The organism is Myxococcus sp. CA040A (assembly GCF_013336725.1).
GTDB classification, from domain to species: Bacteria; Myxococcota; Myxococcia; order Myxococcales; family Myxococcaceae; genus Myxococcus; species Myxococcus llanfairpwllgwyngyllgogerychwyrndrobwllllantysiliogogogochensis.
In genome coordinates this window covers 171183-188641 of the sequence record NZ_JABUMR010000008.1, presented here as the reverse complement: position 1 = coordinate 188641, position 17459 = coordinate 171183, and the positions used below count along the sequence as shown (strand labels likewise).

Sequence of the window (17459 nt, the reverse complement as noted above, 5' to 3'; positions counted from 1 at the left end):
GAGCCCCCATGTCCAGGCCCGTGTTGTCGCAGCGCGTGTCCCGGTTCGGCACCACCGTCTTCTCGGAGTTCAGCGCCCTGGCGCACAAGCATGGCGCCGTGAATCTGGGGCAGGGGTTCCCCGACTTCGACGGGCCTGACGCCGTGAAGGAGGCCGCTCAGCGGGCCATCCGCGAGGGCGTCAACCAGTACGCCATGAGCTCGGGCGCCCGGGACTTGCGGGTCGCCATCGCCGAACACGCCGCGCGCTTCTACGGGCAGACGGTGGACCCGGACACCATGGTGACGGTGACCAGCGGCGCCACCGAGGCCATCCTCGATGTGCTGCTGGGACTCGTGGACCCGGGCGACGAGGTGGTGGCCTTCGAGCCGTTCTACGACTCGTACGACGCCAACATCACCTTCGTCGGCGCCACCGCGCGCTGGGTGCCCTTGCGTCCACCGGACGCGGCGCATGCGCAGTGGTGGTTCGACTGGGACGAACTGCGCGCGGCCTTCGGTCCGCGCACGCGGCTGCTCATCCTCAACACGCCCCACAACCCCACGGGCAAGGTCTTCACTCGCGAGGAACTGGAGCGCATCGGCGCGCTGTGCGCCGAGCATGACGTGAAGGTGCTGTCCGACGAAGTCTACGAGCACATCACCTTCGCGCCCGCCCGCCACGTGCGCCCGGCCACGGTGCCGTCGCTCGCGGAGCGGACGGTGACGGTGAGCAGCGGCGGCAAGACGTTCAGCCTCACGGGCTGGAAGGTGGGCTGGGTCATCGCGCCGCCCCCGCTGCGAGATGCGATTCAGCGCGCGCACCAGTTCGTCACCTTCGCGACGGCGTCTCCCTTCCAGGCGGCCATGGCGGCGGCGCTCCGGTTGCCGGATGCGTACTTCGCGGAGCTGGCGGCGACCTACCTGTCGAGACGGGAGCGGCTGCTCGCCGGGCTGCGCGAGGCGGGACTGCCGGCGTACACCCCGGATGGCAGCTACTTCATCCTCGCGGACATCCGGGGCTTCGGCTTCCCGGACGACGTGGCCTTCTGCCGGCACCTGGTGTCGGAGGTCGGCGTGGCGGCCATTCCCCCGAGTGTCTTCTACGGGCCCGAGCATCGGCACCTGGGGCACGGGCTCGCCCGCTTCGCGTTCTGCAAGACGGACGCGGTGCTGGATGAGGCCGTGCTCCGACTGCGCGCGAAGCTGTCGACTCGACGCTGACGGCTCCGTGCCCGCGCGCATTGCGAGCCCCGGACGCGGTTGCTACATCCCCTCGCAGGAGGGCGGCCCGGCACTTCCCGGCCGCCACGGGCGCGCGTGGACTTCTTCGGCGAGCTGTACCTGCGCAGCACGCTGCCGTTCCTCTCCGAGTCCGTCACGGCGAGGGAGGTGGACTACCTCGCGCGCGCATTCGCCGACCTCCCTGGCCCGGGGCCCGTGGTGGACCTGGGCTGCGGGCATGGCCGCCATGCCGCGCGGCTCCAGGCCTCGGGCCCCTTGGCCGGTCGCGTCATCGGCCTGGAGAAGGACGCGCTCTCGCTGTCGATGCGACGCCCGGGCTTTCCGGTGGTGCGCGGAGACTTGAGGGCCTTGCCCTTTCGGGAGGGGAGCCTGTCCGGTGCGTACGCGTGGTATTCCACGCTGTTCGCCTTCACGGACGAGGAGCACGTACACATCCTCCGTGAGCTGGCGCGCGCCATGAGACGGGGAGGGCGGCTGGTGTTCCAGACGGTGCCACATGAACGACTGGCCGCGTCACCCGACGCCGCGTTCCAGCGCGGGCTTCCCGGTGGTGGCGTGCTGGATGAGGAAAGTCACTTCGACGCGGCGACGGGACGTGACGTGGGACGACGAACGCTCACCCTCGTGGACGGGCGCGTCCTGCATGCGTCCTACGCCATTCGTTACTATCCCCTTGCGGATCTCGCCGGGCTGTTGGAAAGCACGGGGTTTTCAATCTCCTGGGTGCATGGCGGGCTCGATGGCGAGCCGCTGACGCATCTGTCGGCCGACCTGATTGTGGGAGCGGTGCTGCGAGATGGCTGAGAATTCACGAGCGCGTGGAACCCTGCTGAGCCAGCTGCCGAAGCGGGTGGACGTGTACGAAGTCGGCCCTCGGGACGGACTCCAGAACGAGCTGCGCACGCTGCCCACGCGCGACAAGGCGCGGCTCATCGACGCCCTCGTGACGGCCGGCGAGAAGCGCATCGAGGTGACGTCGTTCGTGTCGCCCAAGTGGATTCCCCAACTCGCGGACGCGGAGGAGTTGCTGCGGCTGGTGGGGCGCCGCGAGGGAGTGGTGTTCTCCGCGCTGGTGCCCAACCTCAAGGGGCTGGAGCGCGCGAAGGAGGCGGGGTTGCAGGAAGCGGCGGTGTTCATCTCCGCGTCCGAGGCCCACTCCAAGAAGAACATCAACAAGAGCATCGCCGAGGCCATGGCGGGCGCTCGCGAGGTGACGTCCGCCGCGCTCCAGGCCGGAATGCGCGTGCGCGGCTACCTGTCCACCGTGTGGGGCTGTCCCTACGAGGGCCATGTCCCGGTGGAGCGCGTAGTGGACATCTGCCGCTACCTGGTGGACGCGGGCATCTACCAGCTCAGCCTCGGCGACACGATTGGCGTGGGCACGCCCCGGCAGACGGAAGAGATTCTGGAGGCGCTCCTGCAGCACATTCCGGTGGAGAAGCTGGCGCTGCACCTCCACGACACCCGAGGCACCGCGCTGGCCAACTCGCTGGTGGGCCTGTCCGCGGGCGTGACGACGTTCGACGCGAGCACCGGCGGGCTGGGCGGCTGCCCCTATGCGCCCGGAGCCGCGGGCAACCTGGCCACCGAGGACGCCGTCTTCATGTTCCACGGCATGGGCGTGGACACCGGCATCAACCTGGACCGGCTGGTGGAGGCCGGGGAGATTGCCCAGGAACTCATCGGCCGGAAGCTGGCGGGCAAGTACCTCCAGGCCGCCCTGGGCGAGCGCGAGAAGAAGGCCTCTCGCCGCGCGCAGACCTGAGCCATTCCCACGGATTTCGCCTGGAGCGGCTCCGTGGGTCACTCCCTTCGTGAGGGGTGGCAAGTCTGTAAAATTTCGACGGTGGTTCCGATACGAGGGCACCGCTGCTAGCCTGGGTGGGAGTCGACCCTGTACCCCCCACCTGGACTTGCTTCATGACCCACACGGTCGACGCGACGGCCCTCGCGAACCGCTCGTCGGACATCTTCGACACGCATCAATCTGCCCTCCACCGCCGCACGGACCGGATGTTCGCCGTGCTGATGGGACTTCAATGGTTGGGGGCGCTCCTCACCGCGCTCGTCTTGTCGCCACGGACGTGGGCGGGGACCTCGAGTGAAGTGCACCCGCATGTCTGGGCGGCGGGCGTGCTCGGACTCGTGGTGGCCAGCCTTCCGGTGTCACTGAGCCTGCTGCGTCCTGGGGGCGTGTCCACGCGCTTCTCCATCGCGGTGGCGCAAGCGTTGACGTCAGGGCTGCTGATCCACATCACCGATGGCCGCATCGAGACGCACTTCCACATCTTCGGCTCGCTGGCCTTCCTGGCCGTCTACCGGGACGTGCGCGTGCTGCTCATCTACTCGGGCGTGGTGGTGGTGGACCACCTTGCGCGCGGGCTGTTCTGGCCGCAATCGGTGTTCGGCTCGGACCTGGTGAGCGTGTGGCGTCCGCTGGAGCACGCGGGCTGGGTGGTGTTCGAGAACGTGTTCCTCATCCTGACCTGCCTGAGCGGGCGAAGGGACTTGCGGGAGCTGGCGTCGCGTCAGGCCCGGCTGGAGCTGGCGCAGGGGGAAATCCAGGCGAGGGTGGTGGAGCCGCTGATGGACTCCGCTCGGGAGCTGACCGAGGCGATGCTCTCCCTGACCATCACCACCGAGGACCAGCGCCGGATGCTGTCGCGGCAGGCGCAGGCGCTGTCCGAGACACAGGTGACGGCGACAGAGATTCAGCGCACGTCGGAGGAGACCTCACGGCAGGCGGAGGTCATCATGGAGTCCACCACCCAGGCGGGCGATGCGGGCACCACGGCCCAGGCGATGATTGGCAAGAGCATGCTGGGGCTGGAGGGCATCCGGTCGCAGGCGTCGGAGCTGTCCGGTCAGCTCGAGAAACTGGGCGCGCGGGCCCGCAAGCTCAACGACATCGCCGCCACGGTGAAGGACCTGGCGGACCAGTCCAACATGGTGGCCGTCAACGCCGCGATTGAGGCCGCGCGCTCGGGGGAGACGGGCCGGGGGTTCGCGGTGGTCGCCACCGAGATGCGTCGGCTGGCGCGCCAGTCCCAGCAGGCCACGGGCGAGGTGCGCGTCATCCTCGACGAAACGATGAAGTCCATCCAGGCGGTGATGACCGCGAGCAAGCGGGGCTCCGAGCGGATGTCGATGGACCTGGAAGTGGTGCGCGAGTCCGGCGAGAGCCTTCGCGGCCTCACCTCGATGATGGAGAACAGCACCGACAGCGTGCGCCGCATCTCCGCGGCGGTGGGCCAGCAGGCGGCGGGCGTCTCGCAGCTCTTCGGCGCCGTGAATGACCTGTCCGCGATGATGACGGAAACCCTGGGCCGCTTGGATTCCGCCGCCTCCGCTACCGTTGCCCTCCAGTCCGTCACCGACCGGGTGCAGCGGGTCATCCAGACCTATCAGCCCGAGTCACACCGCCCCTCCTGAGCCCTCGGGCCCAGGGCTGGACTTCACTCTCAGTAATCATACTCGGAGTGCGTCTCGCCGGATTCCCGGAGGGGCGGACTCGGTGGCCCGCCCCCTGCCGTTTCAACGGTCGCTGATCATCGACGCCAGCTTCTCCTGGAGGCCCAGGTGGCCCGCCGCGGACTCCAGCATGCGGCGCTCCTTGCGGTCGATGCGGCCATCCACCAGGGCAATCTCGACGATGTTGCGCAGGAAGACCTCCGCCTCGGGGCTGCCTCGGGCAACCAGTCGCTCGAAGAGCTGCGGCCCCGCGTTGAGGGCCATCTCCACCTGAGACCACTCGACGTCCCAGCGTTCGGCGCACAGCTTCAGTAGCCGGCGTTCGGCGGGAGTCACGGTGCCGTCGGAGGCGGCGATGGCGGCCATCATGTAGAGCAGCCGATGCCGTTCCTGGACATCCAGCACCGCGTCCGTGCCGCTCCCCGACGAGGCCACCGCGGGCGCACCGTTTGACGGCCGAGCCACCGGCGCGCGGGCAGGCGGCGCCCGATAGCTGCTCGCACCCTCGCGGACATTCCACGCCTCGAAGGGCAGCGCGGACGAGAGCACCCAGTCCCGCTCGCCGTTGGCGAGCTGCGTGCCGCAGAACTCGCATGCGGTGGCGGCGCTGTCGGTGAGCGGCGCGTTGCACTGAGGGCAGCGGTCCGTGGACACGCCGTTCGCGGTGTTCGTCCGCGCGCCATGCTTGCGCACCAGCGTGAAGACGAAGCGCTGGGGCAGGGTGGGGATCTGCGGAGGACGCTCGTTGACGGGGCCCACGCCCATGCGCGCGCTCCAGCGGATCTCCACGTGCGCGCGGTCATACCCTCGCGGGTCCACCTCCAGCAGCCGCACATCCACCGAGCCCACCGCGCACTCCAGGAACACCCTCCGCCGGCCCTGGCGACGCAAACCGTCCAGTTCGGAGTTCAGCGTCCCGAGGGCATCCGGCGTGGCCACCTTGGACAGGCCGTTCGTGTCGCCCCGGCTCTGTGCGTCGATCCACTTCCAGAACAGCAGCGACGCGCGATCCTCCAGGACCTCCAGGTTGAGCGCAGGGTCGTCCTGCCGCGCCTGCAGCAGCCCGTCCACCGTCCGGTGGTAGCGCGAGTGCTCCACGCCCTGCGTTATCTCCGTGAGCGTCCAGTCGTAGTTGCCGGAGTTCACCACCGCGTTGCAGAACTCGCAGCGGTTGGCCGCACCGCCCTTGTACGGGGCGCCGCAGTTGGGGCACTTGCCCTGGAACAGGTCCGCGCCGATGCGCGTCTGCACGCCCGGCTTGCGCACGAAGGTCCACACCTCCGTGAAGGTCTCCATCCGAGCCCTGCGCGCGGCTTCGACCGCCTGCGCATCCGTGTCGTTCGCGGACACATCCGTGTCCCGCATCCGCGCCTGGACGCGGACCTGGATGCTGTCGAACCACTCGCTCTGCTCCAGGCCGATGAGCTGGACGTCGAGCACCTCGATGTCGGTGATGGCATCGCGCACGCCCTGCGCATCCAGCAGCTTGAGCTGCACGCCAAAGCGCTGCCACGTCGCGTCCGAAAGGAAGGGCCGCACCGGCGTCATGTCGCGGCGGAACCAGGCCTGCTGCAGGTCCATGAACAGCCGGCGCACCTTGCCGAGCACGGGCTCCAGCTCGAACGCGGGGTCCTTCAGCTTGAGCGCGTTGACCCAGCCGGACACGTCGCGCGAAGTCACCTGGGTGCGCTGGTCCGCCTCGTACTGGTCCAACGCCTTGCGCGTGGTGGCCGTCGGGTGGAGGTTGCGCTTGTAGAGCCAGTACCCGACGCCGCAGATGACCAGCAGCGGAATCATCACCTTCGGGTAGCGGAACACCAGGCGGAACGCCTCGAAGAGGATCCAGATGGGGATCCCATCGCCACCGCCGTCGCGGTCGGAGGAGGGACGCGTGTAGTGCTCGCCACCACCGCCCCGGGCCAGGGCATCCAGGGGAACGAGGGCCAGGGCCACCAGGGCGAGGGCCGAGGGCCACCAGGAGGCCCACGGGGCGAGCTGTCGGAGCACGGTGCGCGGCGAAGGCATGAGGGGATGCTAACCGTTTCCGCCTTGCCAGACCCGCCTTCCCGCCGCACTCTGCCGCGTCCCAGAGCGGCCCGCCGGGCGGGCCCTGGAAGGGGAGCGGATATGCCGGAATTCAAGGTCGACGCACGCGGTGCCATCGAGATCTGGACCATCGACGGCGAGGGCCGCCGCAACGCCATCAGCCGCGCCATGCTCCAGGAGCTGGGCGCGCTCGTCGCTCGGGTTTCCTCGGGGCACCAGGTCCGCGCGGTCGTCATCACCGGCGCGGGCGACAAGGCCTTCTGCGCGGGCGCGGACCTCAAGGAGCGCGCGGGCATGGCCGAGGACGAGGTGCGCGCGTTCCTCGACGGGCTGCGCAAGACGTTCCGCGCGATTGAAAAGAGCGACTGCGTCTTCATCGCCGCCATCAACGGCGCGGCCTTTGGTGGAGGCACCGAGCTGGCGCTCGCCTGTGATTTGCGCGTGGCGGCCCCGGCGGCCGAGCTGGGGCTCACCGAGGTGAAGCTGGGCATCATCCCCGGAGGCGGCGGCACGCAGCGGCTGGCGCGACTGGTGGGCCCGGGGCGCGCCAAGGACCTCATCCTCACCGCCCGGCGCCTCAACGCGGCAGAGGCCTTCGCCGTGGGTCTGGTGAACCGGCTCGCGCCCGAAGGGCACCTCCTGGAAGTGGCACACGGCCTCGCGGAGTCGGTGGTGGACAACGCCCCCATCGCGGTGGCCACGGCGAAGCACGCCATCGACGAGGGCACGGGCCTGGAGCTGGACGACGCGCTCGCGCTGGAGCTGCGCAAGTACGAAGAGGTCCTCAAGACGGAGGACCGGCTCGAGGGCCTGCGCGCCTTCGCGGAGAAGCGTCCCCCCGTCTTCAAGGGGCGATGAGAAACACACGAAGGGCGGCGGCCCGCGACTCGCGGACCCCGCCCTCGTGAACCCTGGTCGGGTCGGACCCTCGCGAACGAGTGGCCCGCGCGACGCGGCGGTTTCACTCGCTAGGCGCTGGCGCTCTTCTCCGGCGCCAGGCCGATGTTCTGCTTGTTCATGTAGCCCATGGCCTTGTCCTTCACCTGGCTGCGCAGGTCGTCGCCCGTCTTCGGGGTGAGCAGCATGGCCGCCACGCCGCCCGCCACCGCGCCGATGAGGAACAGGCCCAGGCTGCCCAGTCCGGCGCGTCCCGGCTTGTAGGTCGTCAGGCCCACGTGCCGCAGCGCATCATCCGGCTCGAAGTCGTCCCAGCGATTCCGGGCGACGCGGGGAAGCTCGTCGAGGAGCTTGTGCGCCATCCACTTGCGGTACAGCTCGCTCTTGGCCAAACCCTTCGCCGTCCACTTCGCCTTCTTCTTCGCGAACATGCATCCCTCCTGGGCCAGTGTTGGTCGGGGACGCGCCGCGCCGCGGAGCGTCTCCTTCGAGCTTTGAAGGTAGGCAGGGGAGCCCGCGCCGCCACCCCCCGGACCCTGGGGTTCGCTCGGCGCGTCATCGGCTGGACGACAGGGTGCGTCGAGCCCTCGGTGAGAGAGCAGCCAGCCGTGGACCTTTCTGCTATGTCGCCCGGGCCATGTCCCAAGACACGAAACTGCTCGAGAAGATCGCCCAGGTGGAGAAGGGTGGCGCGCCGAAGTACCACGCGAAGAACCAGGAGGCCGGCAAGCTGTTCGCGCGGGAGCGCATCCGCCTGCTGGTCGACGAAGGCTCCTTCGTCGAGGACGCGAAGCTCGCCAACAACCTGGACGGGGAGCTGCCCTCGGATGGCGTCGTCATCGGCCTGGGCAAGGTGGCCGGACGCACGGTGGCCATCATGGCCAACGACTCCACGGTGAAGGCCGGAAGCTGGGGCGCCCGCACGGTGGAGAAGATCCTCCGCATCCAGGAGACCGCCCGCTCGCTGCGCTGCCCGCTGCTCTACCTGGTGGACTCCGCGGGAGCCCGCATCACCGACCAGGTGGAGATGTTCCCCGGTCGCCGGGGCGCCGGCCGCATCTTCTACAACGAGGTGCACATGTCCGGGGACGTGCCCCAGGTGTGTCTGCTCTTCGGACCTTCCGCCGCCGGTGGCGCGTACATCCCCGCGTTCTGCGACCTGGTCATCATGGTGGACGGCAACGCCTCCATGTACCTGGGCAGCCCGCGCATGGCGGAGATGGTGATTGGCGAGAAGGTGACGCTCGAGGAGATGGGCGGCGCGAAGATGCACTGCTCCATCTCCGGCTGTGGCGACGTGCTGGTGAAGACGGAGCAGGAGGCCATCGCCGCGGCGAAGAACTACCTGAGCTACTTCCCGGAGAACTGCAGCCAGCTGCCGCCGCGCGCGGAGTCCAAGGCGCCCAAGGCCAGCGGGAAGAAGGTCGAGGAGATCGTCCCCGTCGACCAGAACAAGCCCTTCGACATGCACGCCCTCATCACCGAGCTCATCGACGAGGGGAGCTGGTTCGAGGTGAAGAAGCTCTTCGCCCAGGAACTCATCACCGGCCTTGCCCGCATCGACGGTCGTCCGGTGGGCATCATCGCCAACCAGCCCAAGTACAAGGGCGGCGTGCTCTTCGTGGACAGCGCGGACAAGGCGGCCCGGTTCATCTGGCTGTGTGACGCCTTCAACATTCCGCTGCTCTACATGGCGGACGTGCCGGGCTTCATGATTGGCACCAAGGTGGAGCGCGCGGGCATCATCCGCTCCGGCGCGAAGATGATCTCCGCGGTGTCCGAGGCCAGCGTGCCCCGCATCTGCCTCGTCGTGCGCAAGGCGTACGGCGCCGGCCTCTACGCCATGAGCGGCCCGGGCTTCGCGCCGGAGGCCACCCTGGCCCTGCCCGGGGCGATGATCGCCGTCATGGGCCCGGAGGCGGCCGTCAACGCCGTCTACTACAACAAGATTCAAGAGCTGCCCGAGGCCGAGCGCCCCGCCTACGTCCAGAAGCTGCGCGACGAGTACAAGGCGGACGTGGACATCTACAAGCTGGCCAGCGAGCTGGTCATCGATGACATCGTCCCCGGTGAGCGCCTGCGTCACGAGCTGACCCAGCGCTACGGGCTGTACGCCTCGCGCCAGACGCCTCGTGCCGAAAAGAAGCACGGTGTCTATCCCGTTTGAGTAGAGAATCTTGCCCTACCCGGAAGGCCCGCTGCCTTCCGGGACCCTTTGCTATAGATCCTCCCGACCATGGACTTTGAACTCCCCGAAAGTCATCGCGCCCTCCAGTCCTCCCTCCGCGACTTCTGCGAGCGCCAGGTGAAGCCCTTCGCCGGCCAGTGGGACAAGGAGGAGAAGTTCCCGATGGAAGTCGTCCGGGAGCTGGGCCAGCTCGGCGTCATGGGCATCCTCGTCTCGGAGAAGTACGGCGGGGCGGACATGGACTCGCTCGCCGTCGCCGTGGCCGTGGAGGAGATCGCCCGCTACGACGGCTCGCTCGCCCTCACGGTGGCCAGCCACAACGGCCTGGGCACCAGCCACCTGCGCGTCTTCGGCAACGAGACGCAGCACGCGAAGTACCTGCCCAAGCTCGCCTCCGCGGAGGCCCTGGGTGCGTGGGGCCTGACGGAGCCCGGGTCCGGCTCGGACGCGTCCGGCATGAAGACGACCGCGGTGCGCCAGGGCAAGAACTGGGTGCTCAACGGCACCAAGATGTTCATCACCCAGGGCACCGTGGGCGACGTTTTCGTCGTGCTCGCGGTGACGTCTCCGGCCAAGCGCCAGAAGGGCGTCACCGCGTTCCTCCTGGAGAAGGGGATGCCCGGGTTCAGCCAGCGCGCCATCCACGGCAAGCTGGGCATGCGCTCGTCGGACACGGCGGAGCTGGTGCTGGAGAACGTGGAGGTCCCCGACGAGAACCGCGTCGGAGAGGTCGACCACGGCTTCATCGACACGATGAAGATCCTCGACAAGGGCCGCATCACCATCGGCGCGCTGGCGGTGGGCCTGGCCCGGGGCGCGCTGGAGGAATCGGTGCGCTACTCCAAGGATCGCACCGCCTTCGGCCAGCCCATCTCCGAGTTCCAGGCCCTGCGCTGGATGATGGCGGACATGAAGACGGAGACGGACGCGGCGCGGCTGCTCGTCCACCGCGCGGCGCGAATGGCCGATGCGGGCCAGCCGTACTCCAAGGAAGCCTCCATGGCGAAGCTGTTCGCCTCCGAGGTCGCCATGCGCGCGGCCTCCAAGGCGGTGCAGATCCACGGAGGCTATGGCTACACCCGCGAATTCCCCGTCGAGCGCTACCTCCGCGACGCCAAATTGTGTGAAATTGGAGAGGGAACGAGCGAGATCCAACGCACCATCATCGCGAGAGAGACCTTCAAAGGGGCTTGATGGACACGGCACGGCTGGAGGGACTCGGGCTTCAAGTACGTGAGGATGTGGCCGGCATCGAAGCGGTGCTGGACCTGGAGTCGTCTCCTCTCGTCAATCCCGTGACCAAGGCGTTCATCGCCGAGGTGACCTTCCAGGTGATGGGGGACCGGCTCATCCCCATCTCCCCGGCGGCCGTGGTGGGGCTCGCGCCCATCCTCGTCGGCGCCCTCAGCGACGTGGCGGATATCGAAGCGCTGCTGTCGGACGCCTTCAACGAGCACATCTTCCACGTCCAGCGTCGCTCGGCGGAGCTCCAGGTGCTGGGGCTGGTGCCGCGGGTGGACCAGGACACCCTGGAGCTGACCACCGAGGTGGTGGAGGGCGACCTCTCCGTCCTGCTCGCCGCGGACCGCCTGGGCAACTTCCGCATCGCCCGCGCCCAGCGGGACGCGGGTGAGGTCTCCGGTGGGGCGGGGCACACGCTGGAGCTGTCGGAGTTCCGCGAGCGCGCCGCGCTGACGGGGTATCTGGCGGCGCTGCTGGGTGAGCCGGCGAGCCGTCCGCAGCCTTCGCCCGCGGGCGCGGGGCTGGTGCGTTTTTCAGACATCGTGGAGAAGTTTGGCGCGGAGTCGTTGGTTCCGCCCCGGAGCAGCCTGGAGCTGCTGGCGCAGTTGCAGGTGGAGGGCCGGCCGTATCGCTTCGCCGCCGCGAGGGTGGCGGGACGCACCTTCCGAGGCCTGCTGGCGGGGGCTCAGGGCAAGGTGTGGGCGGGCCGGTTCGAGCTGGATGAATTCCCGGGCATTGTCCGGATGGTGGCGGCGCTGCTGAAAGTTCGTCCCGAAGCCGTGAGGCTGGTCGGACCGGACGCGCCTCAGGAGTGAAAGACGTCCGTGGAGAAGCTGACTGTGTCGGAGCGGGTGGAGGCCCTGGAGAAGCGCCTGGGCCTGGGGTTCTCGCGCAGGGAGATCGCGCTCGAGGCCCTGACCCACAAGACCTACGTCAATGAGACGCGGGACAAGGACCTCAAGGACAACCAGCGGTTGGAGTTCCTGGGCGATTCGGTGGTGAACCTGGCCGTCAGCCACCGGCTGATGGAGCGCTTCCCAGGCATGCCCGAAGGCGACCTCACCAAGATGCGCGCCCGCATCGTCAACGAGGACGGCCTGGCCCGGGTGGCCCGCACCATCCCCCTGGGGGACCTGCTGCTGCTGGGCCGGGGCGAGCTCCTGTCGGGCGGCCGCGAGAAGAACTCCGTGCTGGCGGACGCGCTCGAGGCCGTCTTCGGCGCTGTCTACCTCTGCGCGGGCCTGGAGCCCGCCGTGGCCCTGGTGGACCGGTGCTTCGCGGAGCTGCTGGACGAGGTTTCCAGCGGCCAGGGGAGGCTGGACTACAAGACGCTCCTCCAGGAGATGGCGCACGAGAAGCTCAAGCTGTCGCCTCGCTACCGCGTGATTTCGGAGGCGGGCCCGGAGCACTCGAAGGTGTTCGAGGTGGAGGTGACGCTGGGCGACGCGCCCTTCGCCCGGGCCTCCGGCCGCAGCAAGAAGGAAGCGGAGCAGTGCGCGGCTCAGGCCACCCTGGAGCGCATCAAGCAGGACGCCGCCACCGCCGCGAGCGCCGCCCCTCCGCCCCCCGAGGGAGGGCCGCCCCCGGTGGAGGCGCCCACCCCGGAAGTGCCACCGGACGACACCTCGGCGTGAAACCCCTTGGTGGGGAAGGGGGTGGGGAATAAGGTGCCGCGCCCATGCGCTCCTCCTCCCCCCTCCGTTTGACGTTCGCGCTGGTGGCCTGCCTGGTGGCGGGTACCGCTGTCGCCGCGGCTCCCGGCAAGTGGACGAAGAAGGTGACGGCCGGCAAGGACCTCTACGCCACGCTGAAGACGAGCGAGGGCGACATCACCGTCCGCCTCTTCTCCAAGGACGCCCCGAAGACGGTGGCGAACTTCGTGGGTCTGGCCACGGGTGAGAAGGAGTGGAGGGACCCCAAGTCCGGAGAGATGTCGAAGCAGCCGCTGTACAACGGGACGGTGTTCCACCGCGTCATCCCGGGCTTCATGATTCAGGCAGGGGACCCAACGGGGACGGGCTCGGGTGACCCGGGCTATCGCTTCGAGGACGAGTTCAACAACGGCCACATCTTCGACAAGCCGGGTCAGCTGGCCATGGCCAACCGGGGACCGGGCACCAACGGCAGCCAGTTCTTCATCACCACCAGCGCGCCTGACCACCTGACGAACAGGCACACCCTCTTCGGTGAGGTGGTGAAGGGCTACGACGTCGTGGAGAAGATTGGCGCGGTGCCTCGGGACAACCGCGACCGGCCGCAGACGCCGGTGGTGCTCACCCGGGTGGAGCTGAGCGACAAGGCGCCTGCGGGCGTCGTCATCCGGAAGGGACCGGCGGCGGATGCCCCGGTGAAGCCCCCGGTGACGCCGAAGCCCCAGGGCGCTCGGCCCGAGTCCCCCCGGTAGGTCGGCGGGACTTGGGGCAGTGGACGTGAAACGGACCCGCTGCTTCGGCGGGTCCATCAAGCAAGACGGGAGGGCAGCATGGGAATGACGGACGAGGCCCGCGCGGGCAATGACCTTTACGCCACCTTCGACACCACGCAGGGGCAGATTGTCGTGAAGCTGTTCCCGAAGGACGCCCCGGATTCGGTGGCGAGCTTCGTGGGCCTGGCGACGGGGGAGCTGGAGTTCACGGACCCCAAGACGCAGGAGAAGACGAAGCGCCCGTTCTATGACGGCACCGTGTTCCACCGCGTCATCGACGGCTTCATGATTCAGGGCGGCTGTCCGCTCGGCTCCGGCCGCGGCAACCCCGGCTTCAACGTGAAGGACGAGTTCCAGTCCGGCCGCACGTTCGACAAGGTGGGCCTCCTGGCGATGGCGAACATCGGCCGGCCGCACACCAACGGCAGCCAGTTCTTCCTGACGACGTCGAAGCCGACGTACCTCAACAACAAGCACACCATCTTCGGCGAGGTCGTGAAGGGCTACGACATCGTGGAGAAGATCAGCAAGGTGGCCCGGGATGGTGATGACCGTCCCCGCACGCCCGTGACGGTCAACAAGCTGACCATCTCGACGACCCAGCCGTAGGCCGCCCGCCTGACCACCGCCCCGGGCAGATGCCGGGGGTGGTGGTCTGTTATAGGGCGCTGTTGGAAGTTCCCCCTCAGGGGCTCCCAGCCACACAGGGACTCCCAGACCACCTTCGAAGCAATGGCCTCTCCCAAGAACCACCGCAGCGGCTTCGCCGCGCTCATCGGACGCCCCAATGTGGGCAAGAGCACCCTGCTCAACGCGCTCACTGGTGAGAAGATCGCCATCGTCTCCGGCAAGCCGCAGACGACGCGCAACCGCATCCTCGGAGTCGTGACCCGCCCTGAAGGGCAGGTCGCATTCCTCGACACCCCCGGCATCCACCAGGCCAAGGGGGAGCTCAACCGCTACATGGTGGAGACGGCGATCCAGGCCGCGGAGGAGGTGGACCTGGTCCTCTTCCTGATTGAGCCGCCCGCGGGCGAAAAGCCCGAGGTCAGCCCGGGCAACCGCATCATCCTCGAGCGGCTCCAGAAGCTGGGCAAGCCCACCTTCCTGGTCATCAACAAGATCGACTCCATCCCCAAGGGAGCCATCCTTCCGCTCATCGACCTGTACCGCCAGGAGTTCCCCTTCGCGGAGGTGGTCCCAATCTCCGCGCGCGAGAAGGACGGCGTGGAGCGCCTGTTCACCACGGTGCTGAGCCACCTGCCGGAAGGCGAGAACCTCTTCGACGAGGACATGCTCACGGACCAGCAGGAGCGGACGCTGGTGGGCGAGTACATCCGCGAGCAGGTGCTGCGGCACTGCCGCCAGGAAATTCCGTACTCCACCGCGGTGATGGTGGACATCTTCGACGAGTCCGAGCGCGAGCCCCGGCCGGGAACTCCTCCGGGCCAGCTGGGCGGACTCATCCGCATCGCCGCCTCCATCTTCGTGGAGCGCGACAGCCAGAAGGCCATCATCATTGGAAAACAGGGGCAGATGCTGAAGACGATTGGCACGGACGCGCGCAAGTCCGTGCAACGCCTGCTGGGCGCGCATGTGTACCTGGACCTGCGTGTCCGGGTGGAGCCGCGCTGGAGCGAGCGCCCCGAAGGCCTCAAGAAGCTGGGATACGACTGAGATGAAGCCCCTGGTAGCCATTGTCGGACGCCCCAACGTGGGCAAGAGCACGCTGTTCAACCGCCTCATCGGTCGCCGCATCGCGTTGGTGGAGGACCAGCCGGGCGTGACGCGGGATCGCCACTACGCGGACGCGGCGTGGGGTGGACGCGCGTTCACCTTCATCGACACCGGCGGCTTCGTCCCCGGCGAGAAGGACTCGCTGCTCAAGCAGGTGCGCGAGCAGGCCCAGCTGGCCGTGGAGGAGTGTGACGTCATCATCTTCGTCACCGACGGCCGGGAGGGCGTGACGGGCGCTGACGAAGCGGTGGCGAAGTACCTGCGCAAGAGCGGCAAGCCGGTGATTGTCGCGGTGAACAAGCTGGACACCACCAGCGGGCAGATGCAGTCGCTGACCGCGGACTTCTACAAGATGGGCCTGGGCGAGGTGCACGCCATGTCCGCGGAGCATGGCCTGGGCGTGCCCGGCCTGTTCGACGAGGTCGTCGAGAAGCTGCCGCCCAAGGAAGAGGGCGAGGACGCCGAGGCCCCGCCGGACGACGGCATCATCCGCGTGGCCATCATCGGCCGGCCCAACGTGGGCAAGAGCACCCTGGTCAACGCCATCCTGAAGGAGAAGCGGGTGGTGGCCAGCGAGATTCCGGGGACGACGCGGGACCCCATCGACTCGCCGCTGACCTACAAGGACCGCAAGCTGCTCCTCACGGACACCGCGGGCATCCGGCGCAAGAAGACGATTGCCCACCAGATCGAGAAGTACTCGGTCATCGCGGCGCTCAAGGTGATGGAGCGCAGCGACGTGGCGGTGCTGTTGATGGACGCCACCGAGCCCGCGGTGGACCAGGACGCGAAGCTGGCGGGCCTGGCCGAGGAGCGCGGCCGCGCGCTGGTCATCGTGGTGAACAAGTGGGACCTGATCGACGCGGATCAGCGCCGCCAGGAGGCGTTCCGGGAGTCGCTCCGGCACTCGCTGAAGTTCGTGGGCTACGCGCCCATCATCTTCACGTCCGCGCTGACGGGCTCCAAGGTGGAGAAGGTCATGGACGCGGCGGTGGAGCTGGCCGAGCAGTTCCGGTTCCGGGCCCCCACGCCCCAGCTCAACCGGCTCCTGGAGTACATGGTGGACAACCACCCGGCGCCCATCGTCCGGAGCAAGCCGCTGCGCCTGTACTACATCACCCAGGTGACGTCGGCGCCGCCGACGTTCGCCCTCACGTGCAACCATCCGGAGGGCGTGCCGGACATGTACAAGCGGTACATCACCAATCAGCTCCGGAAGACCTTCGACCTGCGCGTGCCCATCCGGCTGGTGTTCCGGGAGCGGCCCGGACAGGCGAAGCGGGCGGCTCGAAAGAGGCCGAGCCATCAGGGGAAGCACTGAAGCGTCCGTGCGTTGACACTCGCGGCGCGCGCTCCGTACAGTGCGCCGCTCTTCCGCTCTCCGACAGGGTAGAGCACCGAAGCGCAGAGAGAGGTTGACCGACGTGGCTGGAACCAAGACCGAGAAGATTCGCCAGCAGGAGCTTCGTCAGCCGGACACCTTCCAAAAGGTCGGCGCTGACGCGCGTGACTGGCTCATCCAGCGGCAGAAGATCATCGGCATCGCCGTGGCCGTCATCATCCTGGGCGGTGTGGGTGTGGCCATCGCCAGCGAGGTGTCCAAGCGCGGCGAGGAGCAGGCTGGCCAGGCGTTGGGCCAGGCGCTCGCCGTGCTGGATCGTCCCGTGGAGGGCGTGCAGCCCGCGCAGCCCGGCGACACCGAGACGCCCTTCAAGAACGTGAAGGAGCGCGACGAGGCGCTGGTGACGGCTCTGTCGGACTTCCGCAAGGAGCACGGTGGGACGCGGTCGGCGACGACGGCGGCGCTGTCGCTCGGCGAGGCGCAGTTCCGCCTGGGCCGCTTCGCGGACGCGCAGACCGCGTTCAGCGACTTCCTGAAGGGCGCCGCCCAGAACGACCCGCTCCGCGCGGGCGCGCTGGAGGGACAGGGCTACGCCTTCGAGGCGGAGAAGAAGTACGACGAGGCCATCAAGTCCTTCGAGCAGATGGGCGCGGCGGGCGGCGGTGAGTTCCTGGCCGGCATGGGCGACTACCACAAGGGTCGGATGCTCATCGCGCAGGACAAGAAGGACGAGGCCGCGGCCGTGCTGTCCAAGGTGTCCACGGACCACGCGAACACCACGGCGGCGCGACTGTCCAGCGAGCGGCTGGCGGTGCTGGCCTCGCAGGGCGTGAAGATCCCGGCCCCGGCGCCCGCGCCGGCCGCCGTCACTGACGCGGGGTAGCGCGC

General features: G+C 68.6%; 16 protein-coding genes. 14 read left to right on the top strand and 2 right to left on the bottom strand.

Annotation, left to right across the window (positions count from 1 at the left end; all coding sequences use genetic code 11):
* The first annotated feature begins 8 nt into the window (after nt 1-8).
* From HUA75_RS33645 to HUA75_RS33630, 4 genes are all read left to right on the top strand, one after another.
* Nucleotides 9-1202: an aminotransferase class I/II-fold pyridoxal phosphate-dependent enzyme gene (locus HUA75_RS33645; RefSeq protein WP_174488721.1), complete on the top strand. Its 1194-nt coding sequence runs from the start codon at nt 9-11 to the stop codon at nt 1200-1202.
* Between the two features lie 96 nt (nt 1203-1298).
* Nucleotides 1299-2027: a class I SAM-dependent methyltransferase gene (locus HUA75_RS33640; RefSeq protein ID WP_141645873.1), complete on the top strand. Its 729-nt coding sequence runs from the start codon at nt 1299-1301 to the stop codon at nt 2025-2027.
* A complete protein-coding gene (locus HUA75_RS33635) occupies nt 2020-2988 on the top strand; it encodes a hydroxymethylglutaryl-CoA lyase (RefSeq protein WP_174488720.1) in 969 nt (322 codons plus the stop codon). The genes HUA75_RS33640 and HUA75_RS33635 overlap by 8 nt, the downstream gene beginning before the upstream one ends.
* A gap of 155 nt (nt 2989-3143) precedes the next feature.
* On the top strand, nt 3144-4655 hold the full coding sequence (locus HUA75_RS33630) for a methyl-accepting chemotaxis protein (RefSeq protein WP_141645875.1): 1512 nt from the start codon (nt 3144-3146) through the stop codon (nt 4653-4655).
* A gap of 102 nt (nt 4656-4757) precedes the next feature.
* Here HUA75_RS33630 and HUA75_RS33625 read toward each other — a convergent pair whose 3' ends face one another.
* On the bottom strand, nt 4758-6719 hold the full coding sequence (locus HUA75_RS33625; RefSeq protein ID WP_174488719.1) for a TIM44-like domain-containing protein: 1962 nt from the start codon (nt 6717-6719) through the stop codon (nt 4758-4760).
* Between the two features lie 102 nt (nt 6720-6821).
* Here HUA75_RS33625 and HUA75_RS33620 point away from each other — a divergent pair, with 102 nt between their 5' ends.
* Nucleotides 6822-7598 (top strand): enoyl-CoA hydratase-related protein, encoded by a 777-nt coding sequence (locus HUA75_RS33620; RefSeq protein ID WP_141645877.1) that lies wholly within the window; start codon nt 6822-6824, stop codon nt 7596-7598.
* 110 nt (nt 7599-7708) lie between these two features.
* Here HUA75_RS33620 and HUA75_RS33615 read toward each other — a convergent pair whose 3' ends face one another.
* Nucleotides 7709-8068, bottom strand: a complete 360-nt coding sequence (locus tag HUA75_RS33615; RefSeq protein WP_174488718.1) for a YtxH domain-containing protein — start codon at nt 8066-8068, stop codon at nt 7709-7711.
* A 206-nt stretch (nt 8069-8274) separates the two neighbouring features.
* Between HUA75_RS33615 and HUA75_RS33610 the strand changes: the two genes are divergently transcribed.
* The 9 genes from HUA75_RS33610 (at nt 8275) to HUA75_RS33570 (ending at nt 17454) form a co-directional block, all read left to right on the top strand.
* A complete protein-coding gene (locus HUA75_RS33610; protein WP_141645879.1) occupies nt 8275-9804 on the top strand; it encodes an acyl-CoA carboxylase subunit beta in 1530 nt (509 codons plus the stop codon).
* Between the two features lie 69 nt (nt 9805-9873).
* Nucleotides 9874-11019 (top strand): acyl-CoA dehydrogenase family protein, encoded by a 1146-nt coding sequence (locus HUA75_RS33605; protein ID WP_174488717.1) that lies wholly within the window; start codon nt 9874-9876, stop codon nt 11017-11019.
* Nucleotides 11019-11882, top strand: coding sequence for a hypothetical protein (locus HUA75_RS33600; RefSeq protein ID WP_174455499.1), 864 nt, complete (start codon nt 11019-11021; stop codon nt 11880-11882). Before HUA75_RS33605 ends, HUA75_RS33600 begins: the two co-directional genes overlap by 1 nt.
* A gap of 9 nt (nt 11883-11891) precedes the next feature.
* Nucleotides 11892-12701: a ribonuclease III gene (gene rnc / locus HUA75_RS33595; RefSeq protein ID WP_174455500.1), complete on the top strand. Its 810-nt coding sequence runs from the start codon at nt 11892-11894 to the stop codon at nt 12699-12701.
* Nucleotides 12702-12745: 44 nt separating this feature from the next.
* A complete protein-coding gene (locus HUA75_RS33590; protein ID WP_174488716.1) occupies nt 12746-13471 on the top strand; it encodes a peptidylprolyl isomerase in 726 nt (241 codons plus the stop codon).
* A gap of 78 nt (nt 13472-13549) precedes the next feature.
* Nucleotides 13550-14101, top strand: a complete 552-nt coding sequence (locus HUA75_RS33585) for a peptidylprolyl isomerase (RefSeq protein WP_141648037.1) — start codon at nt 13550-13552, stop codon at nt 14099-14101.
* A gap of 123 nt (nt 14102-14224) precedes the next feature.
* Nucleotides 14225-15169 (top strand): GTPase Era, encoded by a 945-nt coding sequence (gene era / locus HUA75_RS33580; RefSeq protein WP_174488715.1) that lies wholly within the window; start codon nt 14225-14227, stop codon nt 15167-15169.
* Between the two features lies 1 nt (nt 15170).
* Nucleotides 15171-16550 (top strand): ribosome biogenesis GTPase Der, encoded by a 1380-nt coding sequence (der, locus tag HUA75_RS33575; protein WP_141648039.1) that lies wholly within the window; start codon nt 15171-15173, stop codon nt 16548-16550.
* 103 nt (nt 16551-16653) lie between these two features.
* On the top strand, nt 16654-17454 hold the full coding sequence (locus HUA75_RS33570) for a tetratricopeptide repeat protein (protein WP_174488714.1): 801 nt from the start codon (nt 16654-16656) through the stop codon (nt 17452-17454).
* The last annotated feature ends 5 nt before the right edge of the window (nt 17455-17459 follow it).

What these genes read in the sequence shown, in the direction of transcription:
- HUA75_RS33620 (WP_141645877.1), top strand. Translation starts at nt 6,822, where the DNA reads ATGCCGGAATTCAAGGTCGACGCACGCGGTGCCATCGAGATCTGGACC.
- HUA75_RS33645 (WP_174488721.1), top strand. Translation starts at nt 9, where the DNA reads ATGTCCAGGCCCGTGTTGTCGCAGCGCGTGTCCCGGTTCGGCACCACC.
- HUA75_RS33600 (WP_174455499.1), top strand. Translation starts at nt 11,019, where the DNA reads ATGGACACGGCACGGCTGGAGGGACTCGGGCTTCAAGTACGTGAGGAT.
- HUA75_RS33610 (WP_141645879.1), top strand. Translation starts at nt 8,275, where the DNA reads ATGTCCCAAGACACGAAACTGCTCGAGAAGATCGCCCAGGTGGAGAAG.
- era (WP_174488715.1), top strand. Translation starts at nt 14,225, where the DNA reads ATGGCCTCTCCCAAGAACCACCGCAGCGGCTTCGCCGCGCTCATCGGA.
- HUA75_RS33585 (WP_141648037.1), top strand. Translation starts at nt 13,550, where the DNA reads ATGGGAATGACGGACGAGGCCCGCGCGGGCAATGACCTTTACGCCACC.
- HUA75_RS33630 (WP_141645875.1), top strand. Translation starts at nt 3,144, where the DNA reads ATGACCCACACGGTCGACGCGACGGCCCTCGCGAACCGCTCGTCGGAC.
- HUA75_RS33615 (WP_174488718.1), bottom strand. Translation starts at nt 8,068, where the DNA reads ATGTTCGCGAAGAAGAAGGCGAAGTGGACGGCGAAGGGTTTGGCCAAG.
- HUA75_RS33625 (WP_174488719.1), bottom strand. Translation starts at nt 6,719, where the DNA reads ATGCCTTCGCCGCGCACCGTGCTCCGACAGCTCGCCCCGTGGGCCTCC.
- HUA75_RS33605 (WP_174488717.1), top strand. Translation starts at nt 9,874, where the DNA reads ATGGACTTTGAACTCCCCGAAAGTCATCGCGCCCTCCAGTCCTCCCTC.
- HUA75_RS33590 (WP_174488716.1), top strand. Translation starts at nt 12,746, where the DNA reads ATGCGCTCCTCCTCCCCCCTCCGTTTGACGTTCGCGCTGGTGGCCTGC.
- der (WP_141648039.1), top strand. Translation starts at nt 15,171, where the DNA reads ATGAAGCCCCTGGTAGCCATTGTCGGACGCCCCAACGTGGGCAAGAGC.
- HUA75_RS33635 (WP_174488720.1), top strand. Translation starts at nt 2,020, where the DNA reads ATGGCTGAGAATTCACGAGCGCGTGGAACCCTGCTGAGCCAGCTGCCG.